The organism is bacterium (genome assembly GCA_026708055.1).
Lineage (GTDB): Bacteria > Actinomycetota > Acidimicrobiia > Acidimicrobiales > CATQHL01 > VXNF01.
Genome location: JAPOVS010000059.1, coordinates 45936 through 63680, shown reverse-complemented (window position 1 = coordinate 63680; position 17745 = coordinate 45936). Strand labels below are relative to the sequence as shown.

Sequence of the window (17745 nt, the reverse complement as noted above, 5' to 3'; positions counted from 1 at the left end):
CGCCGAGCCCGCAAAGCCGAAGCCTCAGCCCGACAGGCAGCCGAGGACCGCGCCCAGGCGGCCGATGACCGCGCCCAGGCGGCCGACGGCCGCGCCCGGGCAGAAGCCGCGGCCCGGCAGGCCGCCGAGGCCGAACTGGCCGCCCTGCGCCGGCGGCTCGGCCACGGTCCGGCCCCCTGAGCGGGGGCGGCGCCGCCCAAACCGACCGCCCCCACCCCATCATTTCGCCGCACGCCGGAATCCAGCCGGTCAGTGCCCCGACACAGCCCTCAAGTACCAATTCGTCGGTCCCGACAGGCGGATCAAGCACAGCGGCATCACAAATGACCTTGAGTGTCGCGATCCTGCATCCGCTGAGCCGTAGAGCCCCTACGAGTGACGGACGCGCGGTTGCCGCTGTGGAGCCGTTTGGCCCGCGAGCACGAGGCTGTCCAGAACCAGCCGGGCCGTCACGGCCCTGTCCGGTGCGATCCTGCGCGTGCTCCGCAGCAGTTCGGTGCGGGTCAGATCGCAGGTCAAAGCCGGGGTGGTGCCCAGATCGGATTCTTGCTGCTATCTTTGCGGCCTACGTGCCTCGTCCGACGAGTCCGGAAAGTGGATGACAACGGTGTACCACGAATCAACCGAACCAACCGCTCCAGGAGCACACGCCCGTGCCGGCCGCGGCCGCAGGCGTGCGGGTGCGTCGAGGGGGCGCCGCTGCCTCCGGCCGCTGCTGGCCGCATCGCTGGCGTGCGCCGTGTTCCTGACCGTTCTGGTGCCGAGCGTGGCGGCGCAGAGCAACCCGACGGTGCTGACGGTCGCGGCCGTCGACGCTTCGGCCCGCGAAGGCACCGCGGACACCGCGACGCCGGCCAAGCTGAAGCTCACCCTCAACCGGCGGCTCGGCAAGGGCGATGTGTTGATGTTCCCGTTGGTGTTCACCGGGGCGGCGGCCTCCGATCTGGAGGTGGCCCTGAGCGGATCGCCGCGGGGCGTGACCCTGGGCAGAGGCAAGCTGATCTTCCAGCAGGGCGCCCGCAAGGCGGTGGTGCTGATCAGCGTGGTCGGCGACGTGGACTACGACTCGTTCAGCGTGAGCGTCCCGCAGCAGGCGTTGACGGCGGAGCAGTCCGCCCGGACAGCGGACAGCCACATCTTCATCAGCAACACCGTGGCCAACAAGGGGGGCCTGACGGTCCAGAACCGGTCGCACACCCTCACCGTGGAGCAGCTGCCGACGGCGAGCGTCTCGGTGGCGCCGGGCGCCGCGACGGTGACCGAAGGCAGGCGGGCCAAGTTCGTGCTGGGGCTCGACGGCGCCTGGGTGGGCCCCGGAGCGCGCCCGCGGCTGGCGTTCCGCGTCGACGGCAGTGAAGGCAAGACCAACCGCTCGCTCCGGCTGGCACGCAACGCAACAACCAAGAGCATGACCGTCGCCACCGTGGACAACGAGGTCGCAGACGGCGACAGAAGCGTCTCGGTGACGCTGCGCCCCGCCGCCGGCTACTGGATCGACCAGTCCGCCAAGAGCGCAACGGTGACCGTGCGCGACGACGACGAAACAGTAGAAGCGGCCGAGGATCAGCAACAGCAGCAACAACAACAGCAGCAGCAACAACAACAGCAGCAGCAACAGCAACAACAGCAGCAGCAACAGCAACAACAGCAGCAGCAGCAGCAACAGCAGCAGAGCGACCCGCCGCCTGCTGAGGATCCCCCTGCTGAGGATCCTCCCGCCGAGGATCCCCCGGCTGAAGATCCCCCCGCTGAGAACGCCCCCGCTGAGGACACCCAGACCGAGAACGCCCCCGCCGAGGACACCCAGGCCGAGGACACCCAGACTGAGGAGACTGAGGACACGCAGACCGAGGACACCCAGGCCGACGACACGCAGGCCGAGGACACCCAGACTGAGGACACGCAACCGGCCGAAGAGTCGCAGAACGCGGGCCGGGTGGTGATCTCACACCCGACCACCGGTGACGAATGGCTGTTCCCGTGGGAGGACGAGACCGCCGGCACCCCGTTCAACTACTGCGCGGCACTCGGCGACGCCCCGGACTCGAGCGTGACGCTCTCGGCCACCGCCTCGCCGGCCATCGCCACGGCGGCATCCCTGTCGTTCAGCCCCACAGCGTGGGGGAGGAAGTGCTTCAAGGTGTACGCGGCTGCTGCTGCGGACAACAAAGTCGACGAGTTGCCCCGCCAGGTCACCTTCAGCCACAGCGTCTCTTCCGACGACGACCGCTACGACGGCATCAGCGTGGCCGACTACACCCTGTACGTCGGCGACGACGACCCGACGACGGTCACGCTGGCCGCCTCCGATGTGACCGCCGCCGAGGGCGACGCCACCGACGCCGCCACGCTGACCGTGACCATCGGCCGGGCGCTGCAGCTCTCGGTGGTGGTTCCGACGGGCCGGAACGGCAAGCTGCTCCGCTACGACGAGCACATCGACGTGCCCCTCACCTTCAGCGGCGGCAAACTCGGCGACGACTTCCGGATCGAACTATCCGGCACCCCCGCCGGGGTGACCCTCACGGGCAACCGGGTGCGGTTCGCCGGCACCAAGGCAGGCTCGGCCACCTCCGCGACGATCAAACTGATCGCCCTGGACGACGACGACGGCGTGAGCGAGGCAGTCACCGTCGCTGTCCCGAGCACCGCCACGAACCGCCCGGGCCTCGAGACGAGCGACAAGTACGCCCACACCAGCCACAGCGTCACCAACAACGGCGGGGTCACGCTGAGCGGCACGGCCACCGTCACCATCAGCGACGACGATCCTGCCACCCCACCCCCGCCGCCGCCTCCCGTCGTCCAGTTCCAGAGCCTCGGGGGCGGCTTCTTTGCCGAGAGCGCCGGAGGGTACAGCATCGTGGTGACAATCGACAAGGCGCAGGCCGCCGACCTCACGGTGCATTACAAGCTGCTCCGCGAGAACGCGACCCTCGGCAGCGATTTCACCATCACAGGGGTGACCAGCAGTCCCGCGACGGTCACGGTGCCCGCCGGCAGCACGAGCGCCACCATCGCCGTGAAGTTCGTGAACGACACCATCGCCGAGCGCCGCACGGAGTACGCGACGCTGCAGATTCTGGCCGACGACGCCTACACCATCGGCGCCTACAAGTACCACTACTTCCGCATTCTCGACGACGACAAGGTCACTACCACGACGGTCAACGTCTACCACTTCGCGAAATACGTACCCGAGGGCAGCGGCGCGGTCGTAGCCGTGGCGCTGAGACTGCCGCTCGACGTCGACGTCGTCATCCCGCTGGAGGTCACCTCGCTCACCGCCGAGTCCGGCGACCACGGCGACATCGACTTCCTCATCATCCGGAAGGGGACGCTCACCGCCGCCGGATACGTCAGCACCTTCGTCGACGGCGACACCGACGACGAGACCTTCAGGGTCTCGCTCGGCTCGAATCTGCCGAAGAAGGTCACCGCCGGCACCAATCCGACCGCGACGGTCACCATCCGCGACAGGGGCTGACGGAAGAAGGTCCCCGTCGGCACCAATCCGACCGCGACGGTCACCATCCGCGACAGGGGCTGACGGAAGAAGGTCCCCGTCGGCACCAATCCGACCGCGACGGTCACCATCCGCGACAAGGGCTGACGCTCGGCCCGCCACGGAGGCCCCCGGACAACCGATCCGCCGCCTCCTCGGATCGATACCCGGGCCTCCTCGGATCGATACCCGGGCCTCCTCCTGAGGCATGATCCACCGGCCAGGAGCCCGCGCATCCCTCGCCCCATCGTCACAGCGCAACTCTCCAGGACGTTCCGCGGCCCGGCGGCTGGGCCGGAGTAGAGGTTGAAGCCGTCAACGTAGGCCGCTACGTCGGAGGGCGCTCAGCCCTCCTCTTGGCCCGGTGCTGCGGCCTCGGAGTCCGGGCCGGTCGGTGCTGGGGGTAGCGCCGGGCAGTGCTCCCGCATCGGCTGTACCGCCTCGCTGATCGCCGCGAGGTCGAACACCGCGGTCCCGAACTCTGCGCCATAGGGGCCGTACAGGCGGAAGTGGAACTCCCCGGAGGTATTGGCGGCGAGCAACCCGGCGAAATCGTCCGCGAACCAGGCGGGGAGCGAGACCCCCGGGCCGGCGGTGGCGGCGGCGAACCCCGCCCACTCCTGGAACCGGACGCTGCCGCCGATCCGGTAGTCGACCGGGATCCCGTGGCCGTAGGCACGCGTCAGAGCGCCGCCGGTGTGCACGTGCGCCTCGAGGCGCTCGCCGGGGCAGCGGAGCCCGAGCGACGGAACCACGGCGGCCGTCCAGTGGCGCGGCCCCAGCCAGAGCCCGGTGTGGCGACCCTCCGAGGCGGTCGACCCACTTATGGGATCGCGGCTCGTGAACGAGAACCACGCACCCGGCGGCCACAGGGGGGCGCAAGCGTCACCCGTGCCGTCCCCGACGAAGGGTGTCGGCACCGCCCCGCCGCCGGTCTCCGCGGCAGGTGATTCGGCCGTCCCGGGCACCCCAGCGGCCCCGTCCGGCGACTCGCCGAGACCGGGCGTCCCGACCGGCTCCTCGTGCGGCTCGCCGGTTCCGGGCAGCTCGCGCCCGGGCGCACGGCAACTGACGGCGAGACCGAGGCCGCCGCAGACGTCGTCCAGCGTCAGCTGCCCCACGACATCGGGGTCGGCGTTGAAACGCACCGTCGAGCCCGCCCCGGCGTGCGGCGGCCCGCAAACCACCTCGACGATCCAGTGGCGGGGATCTTGGCACCAGTCGTCCGGATACGGGCCGGCGTCCATGAACGGGCTCGGCGGCCGGGGCGGGCATTCGGGCGGCTCGGAGTCCGACTCCTCGGGGTTCTCCACTCGACCGTCCTCGACGGGCGCATCGTCGGGCGAGTCGTCCTGGGCGCGGGCCGGGGCGGCGACGGCCGCGACCATGACGAGGCCGAGGACCATGTGGACTCCGAGCGACGCCACCGGGCCACCCCGGAGCTGCCGGCGCCGGCACCGGCGGTCACCCCGGCGGCGCGGGCCTGCGGTCATGGCGCGGTCACTGCTCATCGGGCTCTCCTGATCCGTCACCGGTCCCGGCGGCCCCGCCGGCGGGCGTGCCCGGCGCCTCGCCCGCGTCGGGCGGCGGCGGGGGCGGCAGATCGATCGGCTCGCCGCGGCGACCGATGACGCCGGAATCCCCGGCCGACCCGAACGCGTCTGGAGGCAGCGACGGGTTGTTGGCGGCCGCCCAGCGCACCCCGGGGTCGTCGGCGCCGAAGAGGCGCCTCAGTGCCCCCGGCGGTGTCGACGGGTTCTGTGCCACGGCCAGGCGCACCAGCAGACTGCCGTCGTCGGCGAGCGAGTCGAGCGCCGCCGCGGGAGCCGCGGCGTTGGCGGCGACCGCGCTGCGCACGTACTGTTCGCCGTCGCCGGCGAGCGCTTCGAGGGTCTCCGGCGAGGCCGTCGGGTTCCGGGCCACGCCCCGTCGGATTCCCGCCACCTCGTCGCGGGCGAGCACCGTCAGCATCGAGGTCGGCGTCGCCGGATTCTCCGAGACGGCTCGACGGATCGGGGCGTCGCCGCTCGGGGCGAGCAATGCGAGCGCTTCGGGCGGCGCGCCCGGATTGGCGCCGACCCACACGCCCACGTCGCCCCGCGGATCGGCGGCCAGGGCGAGCAGCTGCTCGGGCGGTGTCTGAGGATCGGCGGCCGCCCACTGCCGGGCCGCGTAGTCCGCCACCAGGACCGGCACGACGGCCGGCCACGGCGCGGCGTTGTCGGCGATCGCCCGGCGCGGCAGAGGAGCGTCGGGCGACAGCACCAGCGGATCGGGGAGGCCGTCGACGTAGTCCAGGACGGGCTGGTAGGGCGACTCCTCCTCTTCGCCCTCGTCGGCCGCGGCGCCCTCGTCGGCCTCTTCGGCCGCGGCGCGTACCTCTTCCCAGGTGCGTGCCAACGCCAGCAACTCGACCAGTCCCAGTCCGGCGAGCTCGGGGTCGGCGAACCGCCCGGGAACGTAGGGGTTGAGCGCCTCGTACTCGAACAACGTGATCGCCCGCGCGGGAAGGTCGCGGAATTCGGGCCAGAGCGAAGGGTTGGCCGCCGTCCCCCAGCGCACGCCGGGGTCGCTGTCCTCGAGGAGGTCCGCCAGGAGCGCCGGCGGCGTCGCCGGGTTGCGGGCCACGGCGCGCCGCACCTCGGCGGCGTCGTCGCCGGCCAGTTCTTCCAACTCCTCCGCCGCGGCCAGCGGGTCGCCGGCGCGCTCGATCCGGCGCGGCACGCTGTCGACCGCTGCCGCCTCGGGCGCCTCGGAGACCACAGCGGACGCCACCGGCGCCGCCTCGGGCAGCTCGAGGAGCACCCCGGGTTCCTCCAGGATCGCCTCGAGTTCCGCCGGAACGAACTCGGGCTCCTCGGCGGGGGGCTCCGGGGCGACCGGCGGCGGTTCGGCCCCGTCTGCGGCCGCGGCGCCGTCGTCGGGCGAACCGAACAGATCCAACGGATCCTCGTCGCCGGTCTGGAGCCCGGCGGCCACGTCCAGTCCCTCGGTCAGGAGATCCACGTCCAGCCCCCCCGTCAGGAGTTCGAGGGGGCCCTCGGCGTCGCTCCCCGGCGCTTCGAAGAACAACGACTCGTCGGTCTCCTCCGTCGCCTCCTCCGCCGCGTCGGGCTCTCCAGGGGCAGCCGCCGGCGCCAGCGGCGAGATCGGGGGGGACGCGGAACGCCCGGTCGAGCACCCGCCGGCGACGGCGGCCACGACCAGTCCGACGGCGAGAATCCTGCAGCGAAGGGTCACTTGTCTCCTTGATCGCCGGCCTTCGGGGCGGAGGCGCCGTTCTCGCAGGGCACGTCGGCGGGCGCTCCTCGGCCCCCGGCGGAACGGTCCGGCGATGCGGCGGCGGTCAGGCTATCCCCAACCGGCAAGTCCGCCACTGCGACGATCAGCGCCGAGCCCGCGCGCGCTCGGCCGGAGAACAGGAGAACAACCGCCTCCGCCGTCGGGAGGGTCCCCCGCCGGCTCGACACCTCGATCAGGAGCGGTCAGGAGCAGGAGGCGGCCGTGGCTGTGATGCAGGTAGGCTCGCCGCCGCCGGGGCGCCGGGGCGGCGGAGGTGAGCGTGACGGACGTGAGCGTGCTGATCCCCGTTTGGGACGAGGAGCAGGCGATCGGGCGGGTGGTCCGCGGCGCCCTCGCGGCCTGCGCGGCGGCAGCCCTCGGCGCCGAGTGCGTGGTTTGCGTCGATGCGCGCACCGCCGACCGTTCGGCCGAAGCGGCCGCCGAAGCGGGGGCCAGGACCCTCCTCCAGCAGGGCCGGGGGCTCACCGGCGCGGTGCTGGAGGCCGCCGCGGCGGCGGCCGGGCCGATCGCGGTGGTGCTCGACGGCGACGGCCAGCACGACCCCGCGGACGCCGGACGGCTGCTGGGGCCGCTGCTGGAGGGCCGGGCGGACCTGGTCTGCGGCGCCCGCTCGCCGGCGAGCCTCCGCTCGGGCTTCGGCGGGGCGCTGGGGGGTCTGTGGCGGCGGGTCGGGTCGGCGGCCTTCGCCGGGCTGGCGCGTGCGGCCACCGGCGTCGCCGCCCCCGACCCGCTGACGGGCATGTTCGCCTGCCGCACCGCCGACCTGCGAGCCCTCGGCGCCGATCCCGCCGGCTGCCCGCCCGGCGGCTACAAGCTCCTGGTGGCCCTGCTCGCCGCCACGCCGCCGGATCGGGTCGCCCACGCCGCCGTCACGTTCCATCCCCGCACCGGCGGCGCCTCGCACATGAACCTGCGCACCTCGCTCACCCTCGCCCGCCAACTCGCACACTTGGCCCGACGCCGGGCGCGTGGCGGGGGGCGGCTCCGCCGCCGGGCACGATAGAAACCGCGATAGAAACCGCGATGGAACCGCGATGGAACCGCGATAGAAACCCCGATGGAACATCGTTTGTTCGCCCTATCATTGTGGCCCGTTCGAGCGGGCGCACAGGGAGAGTGGCATGAAGCGCGGCACGTTGATCGTTCTCGGCGCGGCGGGCGCGGTGACAGCCCTGATGACGACGCCGGCCGCGGCGCAGGCCGACGACGCCTCGGCGGCGGTGCAGGCGGCGCTCGACAACGCCTGGGTCCTGCTGGCCGCCGTGCTGGTGTTCTGCATGCAGGCCGGCTTCGCCCTCCTCGAGACCGGCCTGACGAGGGTGAAGAACACCACCAACATCCTCGCCAAGAACCTCTCCGACATGTGTGTCGGCGTCCTGGCCTTCCTGGCCACCGGGTACGCCATCGCCTTCGGCGCGGGCAACCCCCTGTGGGGGGCCGAAGGGTTCTTCCTGGCGGGGCGCGATCTCGTGGGGGCGGGCTCCAGCGGCGCCGGGAATCTCAGCACGGCCACGTTCTTCGTGTTCCAGGCGGTCTTCGCCGCCGCCGCGGTCACCATCGCCTCGGGGGCGATGGCCGAGCGGGCCCGCTTCAGGTCGTACCTGCTGTTCAGCGTGGCGATGTGCGCCGTCATCTATCCGACGGTCGTGCACTGGACCTGGGGCGGCGGCCTGATCGCGGACATCTCCATCGGCGGCGCCGTCTTCAGCGACTTCGCCGGCTCGACGGTGGTGCACGTCACCGGGGGCAGCGCGGGGCTCATGGGCGCGATCCTCCTCGGCCCGCGCCTGGGGAAGTACACGCCGGACGGAACGCCGCGGCCGATCGCGGGCCATGCGGTGCCGATGGTCATACTGGGCGTGTTCATCCTGTGGCTGGGCTGGTTCGGGTTCAACGCCGGGTCGCAGCTCGCCGCCACGGCCGGCAGCCCGGTCAGCCGTGTGATCCTCAACACCGTCGTGGCGGGCTCGGTGGGCACGGTGGTCGCCGGCGCGGTCGTGTGGCGCCGGCAGGGGCTGCCGGACATGTCCATCGTCGCCAACGGCACCCTCGGCGGGCTCGTGGCTGTCACCGCGGGCTGCGCCTCGATGAACACCCTCGGCGCGCTCGTGACCGGTGCGGTCGCCGGCGTCCTGGTCGTCTACTCGATGACGTTCATCGAGAGCCAGGGCATCGACGACCCGGTGGGCGCCGTGTCGGTGCACGGTGCGTGCGGCCTGTGGGGCACGCTGGCCGTCGGCCTCTTCGCCCGCTACGACGACGGCTACCTCGGCCGCGACGGCGCCGGGCTGTTCTACAGCGGGGACGGCTACCAGCTGATCGTCCAGGTCATCCTGGTGGCTATCGTGGCGGCGTGGACCCTGGTGACGACAGGTATCCTGTTCGCCCTGCTGCGCCGCTTCCGGTTGCTGCGGGTGACCGCGCAGGAGGAGGCGCTGGGCCTCGACCTCACCGAGCACGGCATCGGCGCGTACCCCACCGACGTGCTGCCGCGTGACGCCCGCGCCTACGAGGGACCGCAGTAGGCGGGACAGCAGTAGACCCAGCCAGGAAGGGAGACAGCGGAGTGGCCAAAGCGAAGAACCTCGCGTTCCTCATGCAGCGTCTGGCGGATCTGATCTCCACCAGCAGGGTCGATCCGACGAGGCTGACGTGCTTCGTCTGCTACCACGACGCCGACTTCAGCGACGTCGAGTCGTTCATCCGCCAGTACGGGACCGAGTTCGTGCCCCGCTGCATCGGCGTGAGCGAGAAGGACGGCTTCGTCGGCAGCCTCGACGACCACTACATCATGAGCAGGGTCCGCGAGGAGATCCTCGGCGACTCGACGGTCACGCTCCTGCTCCTGGGCAGGGAGACCTGGCATCAGAGGTTCGTGGACTGGGAGCTGGCGGCGTCCCTCCACGAGACCCCGGTCCGGTCGAGGAACGGGATACTCGCCCTGCCGCTTCCCTCCATGGGCAACAGGGCCGTGCTCCCGGACCGGATCCGCGACAACCACTTCGGCGCCGACAGCGAGAGGTCGCCGGTGATCTACGCGAGCTACCCGGCCACCCGCGAGTCGTTGCGCACGATGCTGGACCGCGCCGACAAGTCCCGCGTCGACGAGGCCCGGACGGTGGACAACCGGAGACCGCTCCGCAGGACGGACTCCCCGCTGTCGCACGAGTCGTGAGGGCGCCGCGGGCAGCGGCCGCCGCCGCCGCCGGCGGCGGGCCGGCCTCCGCCCGTCGCCGGCGGGTGGGCGACGAGCGCGGCGAAGCCCTGCCTGCGGCGATCCTGTTCCTGGGCGTGCTGTTCATGATCCTGATCGGCGTGCACGTCGTGGTGATCGCCATGGCCCGCACCGCCGTGCAGGCGGCGGCCGACTCGGCGCTGAGCGCGGCGCAGGCCGCCGGGCCCGATCCTGGTGATCGTGATGATTGGCCGGAGTGCGACGGCGAGAAGCGGACCCCGCGGGTGTGCGAGGGCAGGCTGGGGGCGCGGATCGCCATGGCGGCGGCGAAGAGCTCCATCATCGAGACCCGCCCGCCGGCGGTGGTCGTCGAGGAGGCTCGCGGCACGGTGACGGTGCTGGTGTTCGGGGGCACCCTCACGCCTCTGCTCGGCGGGGTGGAGCTGACCGCACAGGCCTGCGGACCGCTGGACGACGTGCCGGCCTCGCAGCTGACCGCCGGCGACGCCTGGCGATGCTGAGACGCGCCCGCCGGCGCCGCCGGTTCGGCCGCGCCCTCCGGGCCGGCTGGAGGGCGGTCCGGCGATGCTGAGACGCCGGGGCCGCCGGGGCACGGCGACCGCCGCCGGTGCGGCGAGGGGCGCCCGCCGTCGCGCCCGGGCCGACGACACCGGGTCGGGCGCCGCGATCGGCATGGCGATGATGTTCCCCCTGCTGATCCTCGTGATCATCTCGATCTCCATGCTCTCGGGTTCGGGTCTGATCGATCAGACGCTGCAGAGCACCGCCGACCGCGCCGCCCGCACCGCCGCGCTGTGCTGCCGCTACGTCGGGGGCCCCAACGGCGCCGGCGAGGTGGCGCGCGCCGCGCTCGCGGCGGCCGAGGACGCCGCCGCGGCGAATCGCGTCCGCTGCAACAACGACTTCATCGGCGACAGCCGGGTCGTCTTCCTGAACCTCGAGGGCGATCTCGTCTTCGCCCTCAGCTTCGCCCTCAGCGGTCACGCCATCGCCGTCTCCGACCGCGATGGCAAACCCGTCCCCTATAGCGAATTTGACAAAACGGCGGTCCCGCTCGGTGGCACCGTCCACATCCACCTCACGTGCCAGGTGCCGCCGGATGATGCTCGACTCGGAGGGTTCGAACTCCCGGTCACGCCATCCCGGAGCGTCGAGGGGGTCGCCGTGATCGAACCCTACCGGCCGCGCTCGTAAGGATGAGCCGCCGGCTGCGCGACGACGAGCGGGGCGTGTACGCGCCGTTCATCGCCGTGATCGCCACCGCGCTGCTGCTGCTGGGGGCGATCGCCTACGACGGCCCGCGGCTGAACGCCGCCCGCGCCGACGCGGCGCGCGCCGCCAACGAGGCCGCCCGCGTGGCCGCGGCGACGATCGCCGCCGGCGGCACGTTCGACGACGCCCGCGAGGCCGCGCAGGGGCGCATCGACGCGACCTTCTGGGCCGAAGAGGGGCGGCCCCTGATCTACGGAGAGCCCATCGCCGTCGGCGCCATCAAATGCCGCGGCTACGCGGTCGAGGTGACCGTCGTCAGCAACTACCTCTACCGCTCGGTGCTGGGGCTGGCGCGGGATCGCCAAATCATCGAAGCGGTCGGCGCCGCGGAGGCGTACCTCGTCCTGGCCGACGGGTCGCGCAGCCCGATCGACTACCTCGGTCCGTGCCCCCTCTGAGTCCCGGTCGCGCGGATGAGGTGCGCCCGCGTGCTGGTACAATCGTCCGCTCATGAGGCGGAGGAAGCGGAGCGAGAGCCCCGAGCCGTCGGTCACCGGTGACCAGGGTGAGCCGGCGGCGGGCCGCCGGCGGGGGCGAGGCCGCCGGCGGGGGCGAGGCCGCGCCCGACCGGAGACCGAAGCCTGGTACCACCAGGTGCCGCCGATCTTCGAGGAGCCCGTCTCCGACGGCACGCCCCCCGTCGACGAGGCCTACGCCGGCGAGGCGCGCACCTACGGGGCGATCCCCCCGGCGACGCCGCCGCCGATGGCGGGGACGGCCCCGGCCATGGGCGCGGCACCGCTGACGGCGCCGCCCGCCGCCGCGCCGGACGCCGTGACCTACCACGAGCCGGACGCCGCCGTCGCGGCGCCTGCTTACCCCGGCGAGGCTCAGCCCGAGGACGCCGTGCCGGCCGAGGATGATCTGCCGGCCGCGGTCGGAGATCCGCCGGCCGGCGTCGCTGCGCCGCCCCACCCCGGCGAACTTCAGCCCGAGGCGGACCTGCCGGCCGAGGACGCCGTGCCGGCCGAGGAGGACTTGGCGGCCGAGGGGGTCGACGAGGACGCCGCAACCGAGGACGCGGTCGACGAGGACGCCGCGCCGCCGGCGGCGGACGACACCGGGCCGGCGCCCGCGCCGCCGGACGAAGCGGCAGCGCAGCGTCCGTTCGTGCACGACGCCGAGCCGGCGCCGGCCGTCGAGCCGCCCATGATCATCCCGATCCGGGCCTACTACATGACCCGTGCCGACGACACGCTGCGCAGCATCGCCGCGCAGTTCCTCAACACGCCGTCGCGCTGGCAGGAACTCCGCTCGCTCAACGCCGGGTATCCGGGAATCGCCGACTCCGGGCCGGACAGCGTGCTGCCCATCGGCAGTTCGATCGCCCTTCCCGGCGATCCGTTGCCGTGGGGCAAGCCCGACCCCGTCTACCTCTGGACCCTGGCGGAGAAGTTCCTCTTCGCCGCCTGGGGCCGGGAGCCGTCGCCTGATGAGGTCGTGCCGTTCTGGCGCGGCCTCACCAGCGGCGCCCACCACCTCGAGGAGGGACCGTCGCCGCCCGCGGCGATCGGCGAAGCCGCCGCGGCCCCCGCCGAGCCGCCCATCCCTGCCGCCATGCGGCCCCCGCCCGAGCCGCCCGCCGGGCCTGCCGTCGAGGCGCCCGCCGAGCCCGCTGTCGAGATGCCGCCGGTGGAGCCGCCGCTCGCCGGGCCTGCTGTCGAGATCCCGCCTGTTGCCGCCCCGGCTGCGGCTGCCGAGCCGTCGGTGGACGCCGCGGCGGTGCCGGCCGCCGAGCCCGAACCCGCGGTGGCAGCCGCCGACACTGCCGACGGGGCGCCGCCGGTGGAGCCGGTGTCCGCCGGGCCCGCTGCCGAGATGCCGCCGGTGGAGCCGGTGTCCGCCGGGCCCGCTGCCGAGATGCCGCCGGTGGAGCCGGTGTCCGCCGGGCCCGCTGCCGAGATGCCGCCGGTGGAGCCGCCGCTCGCCGGGCCCGAAGCAGCGGCGCCGCCCGCCGACACTGCCGAAGGGGCGCCACCGGTGGACGCCGGAGCCCCTCCCGTGGTGGCCGAGCCGCCGATGCCTGCTTTCGAGGCCCCGGCGCCTGTCGAGCCACCAGTCGAGCCCCCGCCGGCCTACGAGGCCCCGCCCGCGCCCGGCGAGCCTCCGCCGCCCGCCTACGAAGCCCCGCCGGTGCCACCAGTCGAGCCGCCGATCGAGCCTCCGCCGCCCGCCTACGAAGCCCCGCCGGTGCCACCGGTCGAGCCGCCGGTCGAGCCGCCGCCCGAGCCGTCGCCGCCTGCCTTCGACGCGCCGCCGCCGGCCTTCGAGCCTCCCCCGGCGCCTGTCGAGCCACCAGTCGAGCCGCCGCCGACCTATGAGCCCCCGCCCGCGCCGCCCCCGCCTGCCTACGAGCCCCCACCTCCGCCTGAGCCCCCGCCCGCGCCCGTCGAGCCCCCGCCGCCTGCCTTCGAGCCGCCGCCCCCGCCGCCCGCCTACGAGGTCCCCGGCGCGCCCTATCAGCCGCCCGGTGCCCCCGCACCGGGCTACGGACCGGTGCCGGGAACGCCCGACCCCGGGCCGGTCGGACCCCCCGAATCGCTCGAAGCCGCGGCGGACAGCGCGCCGCCCGAATTCATGCCGTCGCTCACGGGCGCCGCAGCGTCCGCGGAACTGCCCGTCGAGCAGGTCGCCGCGGCCACCGCCACGAGGCGTGCGTTCGCCGGCACGGCCGTCGGTGACGCCATGCTGCTGTGGCAGCTCGGCAGGCTGCGTCGCCGTCGCCCCAGAACCGCCGAGTCGGTGCCTCACCCCTTGGAGGTGTCGCTCCAGCAGACCGCCCGCATGGACTCCCTGCGCCTCATCGAGGCGGCCATGCGCCAGCTCCGGGCCGTCACCGTCGCCCAGTTCAAGCCCAAGCCCCGCGTCGTGTGCGTGCGGACGGGCGCCTACGGCTTCGAGGTCCTGTTGGATCAGCCCGCCGAGGCGCCCGAGGGTTGGCAGGCGGCTTCCGGCGGCTACGTGCTGGAGCTGCGCAGGGACGTCACCCTCGAGCATCTCGACGCCGCCGGCGCGGGCCCGTCGCTGTGCCCCGCCCTCGTGCCCGTGGGCGACACGGCCGAGGGTCCGCTGCTGCTGAACCTCGAGGAGATCGGCTGTCTGGCGGTCTCGGGACCGGCCGACGCCTCCGCCGGCCTCCTCGGTTCGGTCGTCGAGATGCTCGGCTCGTCGCCGCTGGCCGGGAACGTCCGCATCATCACCGTCGGCGTCAGCGCCCCGGGCGGGCCGGGCTGGGAGCGCATCCACGCCATCGGCTTCGACTCGCCGCAACTCGAGCACCTGCTCGCCACGGCGCTCACCCCGGCGCCCGCCGGGGGCGACGCCCCCCTCGACGTCCTCGTCGTCGGACCGGGCAACGACATCCTCTTCCAGCGCGCCGGGCAGGTCGCCACCAGTCCCGGCTCACGGCTCGTGCTCGTCGGAGCCACGTCGTCCCCGGCCGCCCGCTGGCCCTGGCGGATCCAGGTAGACGAGCGTCACCGGGCCGTCGTCCACCCCATCGCCGTCAACATCACCGCAACCCAGGCAATGAGGCCCGAACTTGCTCATCTCCTCAGCGAGGCCGCCGAAGCCCCGTCCCCCAATCCGAGGCCCTAGTGCCGCCACACAGCCGGACAGTGCCGGTCACGCGCGCGTCCATGGCGACGCGTCACCGGCGCCACCTGCTCTCCGCGGCGGCCGTCGGCGTCGTGAGCGTCGTCGCGGCCGCCTGCTCGGGCGGTGACGGCTCCGAGACGACGCCGGTGGCCGCCGCCGTGACGGCCGCCGGCGAGGTCGCGGATGCCGCGGCCCTCTCCTCGCGGCCCGGCGAGGGAATCAGCACCGCGGGCGGCGTTCTGCGGGCTAGCAGGCCTTGTCCCGCAGGCGGCGGGCAGGGCACAGGAGCGACCGCCAAGATCGCCGTGGTGACCCCCGATATCGACCGGCTCGACGAGGTGGGGCTCGGCGCCCTCGTCTTCGACTCCTTCGACCGCACCTTCGACGCCTACATCAACCGGGTCAACAGCTTCGGCGGCGTCGGCGGTACTTGCTTCGAGCTTGATTTCTACGAGTACGGCTTCACCGATCCGGCCGCCGAGATCGGCGCCATCTGCGCCGAACTGCCTCAGCAGCAGCCTCTCGTGATGTTCGGTTTCGGGCTCAACGACGCCATTGCGGGCTGCACGACCATCGCCGCGCAGATCCCGACGATCGGCCTGTACAGCCAGTTCCCCGAGGCGCTCTTCGACCAGGCGGACGGGCTGCTGCTCGTCGATCACGGGTCGCTGGAGTTCCTGCTGGAGAACGGGCTGCGCACCGCCACCGGCGCCGGTGTGCTCGACAGGGGCGACAGAGTAGGTCTGCTCTATTCCGACGACGTTTCGGCGGCGTCGCTGCAGGCGGCCTTCGCGCAGGTGGCCGCGGATCTCGCTCTCGATGTGACCGCCTCCGCCGATGTGCCGGCCGACCTCTTCGGCACCGCCGTGGTCGTGATCGAGGAGCGTTTCCGGAGCCTCGGCGGCCGACTCTTCGGGCCCGACGACGCGGCGTTCGCCGACGCTGCCCTGGCTCTGCCCCCCGACATGGGTGACCTGCTCGCACGGTTGCGGGCGCACTTCCTCGGAACCGCCGAGGCCATGCGCGCCGCCGGCGTCGACACCGTGGTGGCGACGGCCTCCTGGGATGCCGTGCGGAACCTCATGCGGGCCGCCGAGGCGATCGGCTGGCGCCCCCGCTGGGTGACCAACGATTCGCACATCTCGCTGGTCGTGCTCAGCGACGCACCGCCGGCGCAGGCACTCAACCTGGCGCAGGTCAGTTCGCGCCGGGCCGCCGACGACCCCATCGAAGGTCTCGACCGGGGATGTCTCAGCCTGCGCAACACCGGCACGGCCGCCGAGCCGTTCTCCCACCGGTACCACACCGACGCCTGGAGTCTGATGACCGCCAGCTGCGACTATCTCGACGTCATCTTCGGCGCCGCCTCGCGGGTGGACGGACCGCTGACCCGCGAGGCGTTCCTGGCCGAGCTGCGCCGGACCGACTACCGGGCCGCGCACGGCCAGAGAGTGCGGTTCGGCGCCGGCGACTCGTACGGCTCCGACGGCTTCCGGGTGCTCGGCGCCGACCCGGACTGCGTGCTGAACGAGTGGGGATGCATGCGCCCCCTGACTGGCTGGTTCGAGCCGGCGACGGCCGCCGGCGAGGGCTGATCGGAGCCCCGTGTGAAGGCCGGAGGACACCTGCGCCGGCGGGTGGCGCTCGCCGTCGTGGCGGTGCTGGGTGCGGCCTCGGCCTGCGCCGGCAGCGGGGAAGGGGGCGTCTCCAGCCTGTCCGCCGGCGCCACTGTCGCCGGGGTGGGCGACGAGCCCGCACGGGCGGCGCCGACGGTCATACGCATGGCCCTGTCGCCCGACCCCATCTGGCAGTGGCTGGAGGACTCCGGCACCCGCGCCGCCTGGGAGCGGGACCACAACGTGCGCTTCGAGGTCAGCCATCCGTTCGACCAGTTCGCCGCCTTCGCCGGCGGCCACGCCGACGTGGTGCTGATCAATGCCCTCGACGTGCCGAAGTTCGTGGAGCAGCCCGAGCGGGCGCCGGTCGTCATCGGCAAGTACACCACCGACCGCACGATCCTGGCCGTGCGGCGCACCTCGCGGGCCGAGAACCTCGAGGATCTCCTGGAGCGGCGCATCGCCGTGGAGAGTTCGCTCAGCTCGACGCTGCTGTGGGGGCTCATCGCCGATGTCCGCTACGGCCTCGACTTCGCCCTCGACGGCGCCGACTTCGATCTCGTGACCGTCGACCCTGCAGGCCTCGCCGACCTCGTGATGCGCGGCGATGTCGATGCCTGCATCTGCACGCCCGACTCCGCTGCGCCGCTCCTCGCCGACCGGCGGTTGCGCGCGCTCTACGACGGCCGGTCGGCCGCGGAGGTCTACACGGGCACTATCTTCGGTGGCGAGCAATTCGAGCAGGAGATGGGGATCATCGCCGACGCCTTCGTGGTGGACGCCGTGTGGCACGACGCCAACCTGCAGGCGGTCGAGGTCATCCTCGGCCTCTGGGACGAGGGTGTGGCTGCCTGGAAGCGCGACAGTGCGCGTATCGTGGCCGACTACCCGCATCTCTTCGCCGCCGAGACCGAGGCCGAGGTCGCCTGGCTGGCCGACTACATCGCGACGAACGACTGGATCGTGCCGTTCGTCCACATCACACCGCAGGAGGCCGAGATGCATTACTACGCGCTCGACCGCCTGCAGGATCTCGGCCTCCTGCCCGCCGACGCCGCCCGTCCCCACCTCCACGACTTCCACGGCCCCGACGGATCGATGCACGACCACGAGGCGGACGACCACGAGGCGGACGAGCACGACCACGAGGCGCACGAGCACGAGGCGGACGAGCACGAGGCGGACGAGGACGAGGCGGACGACCACGAGGAGGACGAGGACGAGTCGATGCACGAGCACGAGGCGGAGGGTTAGCC

The 17745-nt window shown here is 73.0% G+C and carries 13 protein-coding genes; 11 read left to right on the top strand and 2 right to left on the bottom strand.

Annotated features, from left to right (window positions below):
- Together OXG55_13410 and OXG55_13405 are read left to right on the top strand one after the other, a co-directional pair.
- Positions 1-180, top strand: a 180-nt coding sequence (locus tag OXG55_13410) for a hypothetical protein (GenBank protein ID MCY4104236.1), incomplete at its 5' end; no start/stop codon positions are given.
- 559 nt (positions 181-739) lie between these two features.
- Positions 740-3487, top strand: a complete 2748-nt coding sequence (locus OXG55_13405) for a hypothetical protein (GenBank protein MCY4104235.1) — start codon at positions 740-742, stop codon at positions 3485-3487.
- Between the two features lie 362 nt (positions 3488-3849).
- On the opposite strand, the gene OXG55_13400 is transcribed toward OXG55_13405, so the two are convergent.
- Positions 3850-5016 (bottom strand): hypothetical protein, encoded by a 1167-nt coding sequence (locus OXG55_13400; protein ID MCY4104234.1) that lies wholly within the window; start codon positions 5014-5016, stop codon positions 3850-3852.
- The gene (locus OXG55_13395; protein ID MCY4104233.1) at positions 5006-6745 is read right to left on the bottom strand and encodes a hypothetical protein; all 1740 of its coding nucleotides are present in this window, start codon (positions 6743-6745) and stop codon (positions 5006-5008) included. Before OXG55_13395 ends, OXG55_13400 begins: the two co-directional genes overlap by 11 nt.
- A 322-nt stretch (positions 6746-7067) precedes the next feature.
- Here OXG55_13395 and OXG55_13390 point away from each other — a divergent pair, with 322 nt between their 5' ends.
- From OXG55_13390 to OXG55_13350, 9 genes are all read left to right on the top strand, one after another.
- Positions 7068-7811: a glycosyltransferase family 2 protein gene (locus OXG55_13390; GenBank protein ID MCY4104232.1), complete on the top strand. Its 744-nt coding sequence runs from the start codon at positions 7068-7070 to the stop codon at positions 7809-7811.
- Positions 7812-7929: 118 nt separating this feature from the next.
- Positions 7930-9333 carry an ammonium transporter gene (locus OXG55_13385; GenBank protein MCY4104231.1) on the top strand — a complete coding sequence of 468 codons (1404 nt, stop codon included), beginning with the start codon at positions 7930-7932 and terminating at the stop codon, positions 9331-9333.
- 41 nt (positions 9334-9374) lie between these two features.
- Positions 9375-9983, top strand: coding sequence for a TIR domain-containing protein (locus OXG55_13380; GenBank protein ID MCY4104230.1), 609 nt, complete (start codon positions 9375-9377; stop codon positions 9981-9983).
- The gene (locus OXG55_13375) at positions 9980-10504 is read left to right on the top strand and encodes a hypothetical protein (protein ID MCY4104229.1); all 525 of its coding nucleotides are present in this window, start codon (positions 9980-9982) and stop codon (positions 10502-10504) included. The genes OXG55_13380 and OXG55_13375 overlap by 4 nt, the downstream gene beginning before the upstream one ends.
- A gap of 64 nt (positions 10505-10568) precedes the next feature.
- The gene (locus OXG55_13370; GenBank protein ID MCY4104228.1) at positions 10569-11198 is read left to right on the top strand and encodes a hypothetical protein; all 630 of its coding nucleotides are present in this window, start codon (positions 10569-10571) and stop codon (positions 11196-11198) included.
- 2 nt (positions 11199-11200) lie between these two features.
- Positions 11201-11674, top strand: coding sequence for a hypothetical protein (locus OXG55_13365; GenBank protein MCY4104227.1), 474 nt, complete (start codon positions 11201-11203; stop codon positions 11672-11674).
- 52 nt (positions 11675-11726) lie between these two features.
- Positions 11727-14873, top strand: a complete 3147-nt coding sequence (locus OXG55_13360) for a hypothetical protein (GenBank protein ID MCY4104226.1) — start codon at positions 11727-11729, stop codon at positions 14871-14873.
- Positions 14874-14914: 41 nt separating this feature from the next.
- Complete coding sequence (locus OXG55_13355; GenBank protein ID MCY4104225.1) at positions 14915-16468, top strand: hypothetical protein; 1554 nt, start codon at positions 14915-14917, stop codon at positions 16466-16468.
- A 12-nt stretch (positions 16469-16480) separates the two neighbouring features.
- Complete coding sequence (locus OXG55_13350; protein ID MCY4104224.1) at positions 16481-17743, top strand: hypothetical protein; 1263 nt, start codon at positions 16481-16483, stop codon at positions 17741-17743.
- Positions 17744-17745: the final 2 nt, after the last annotated feature.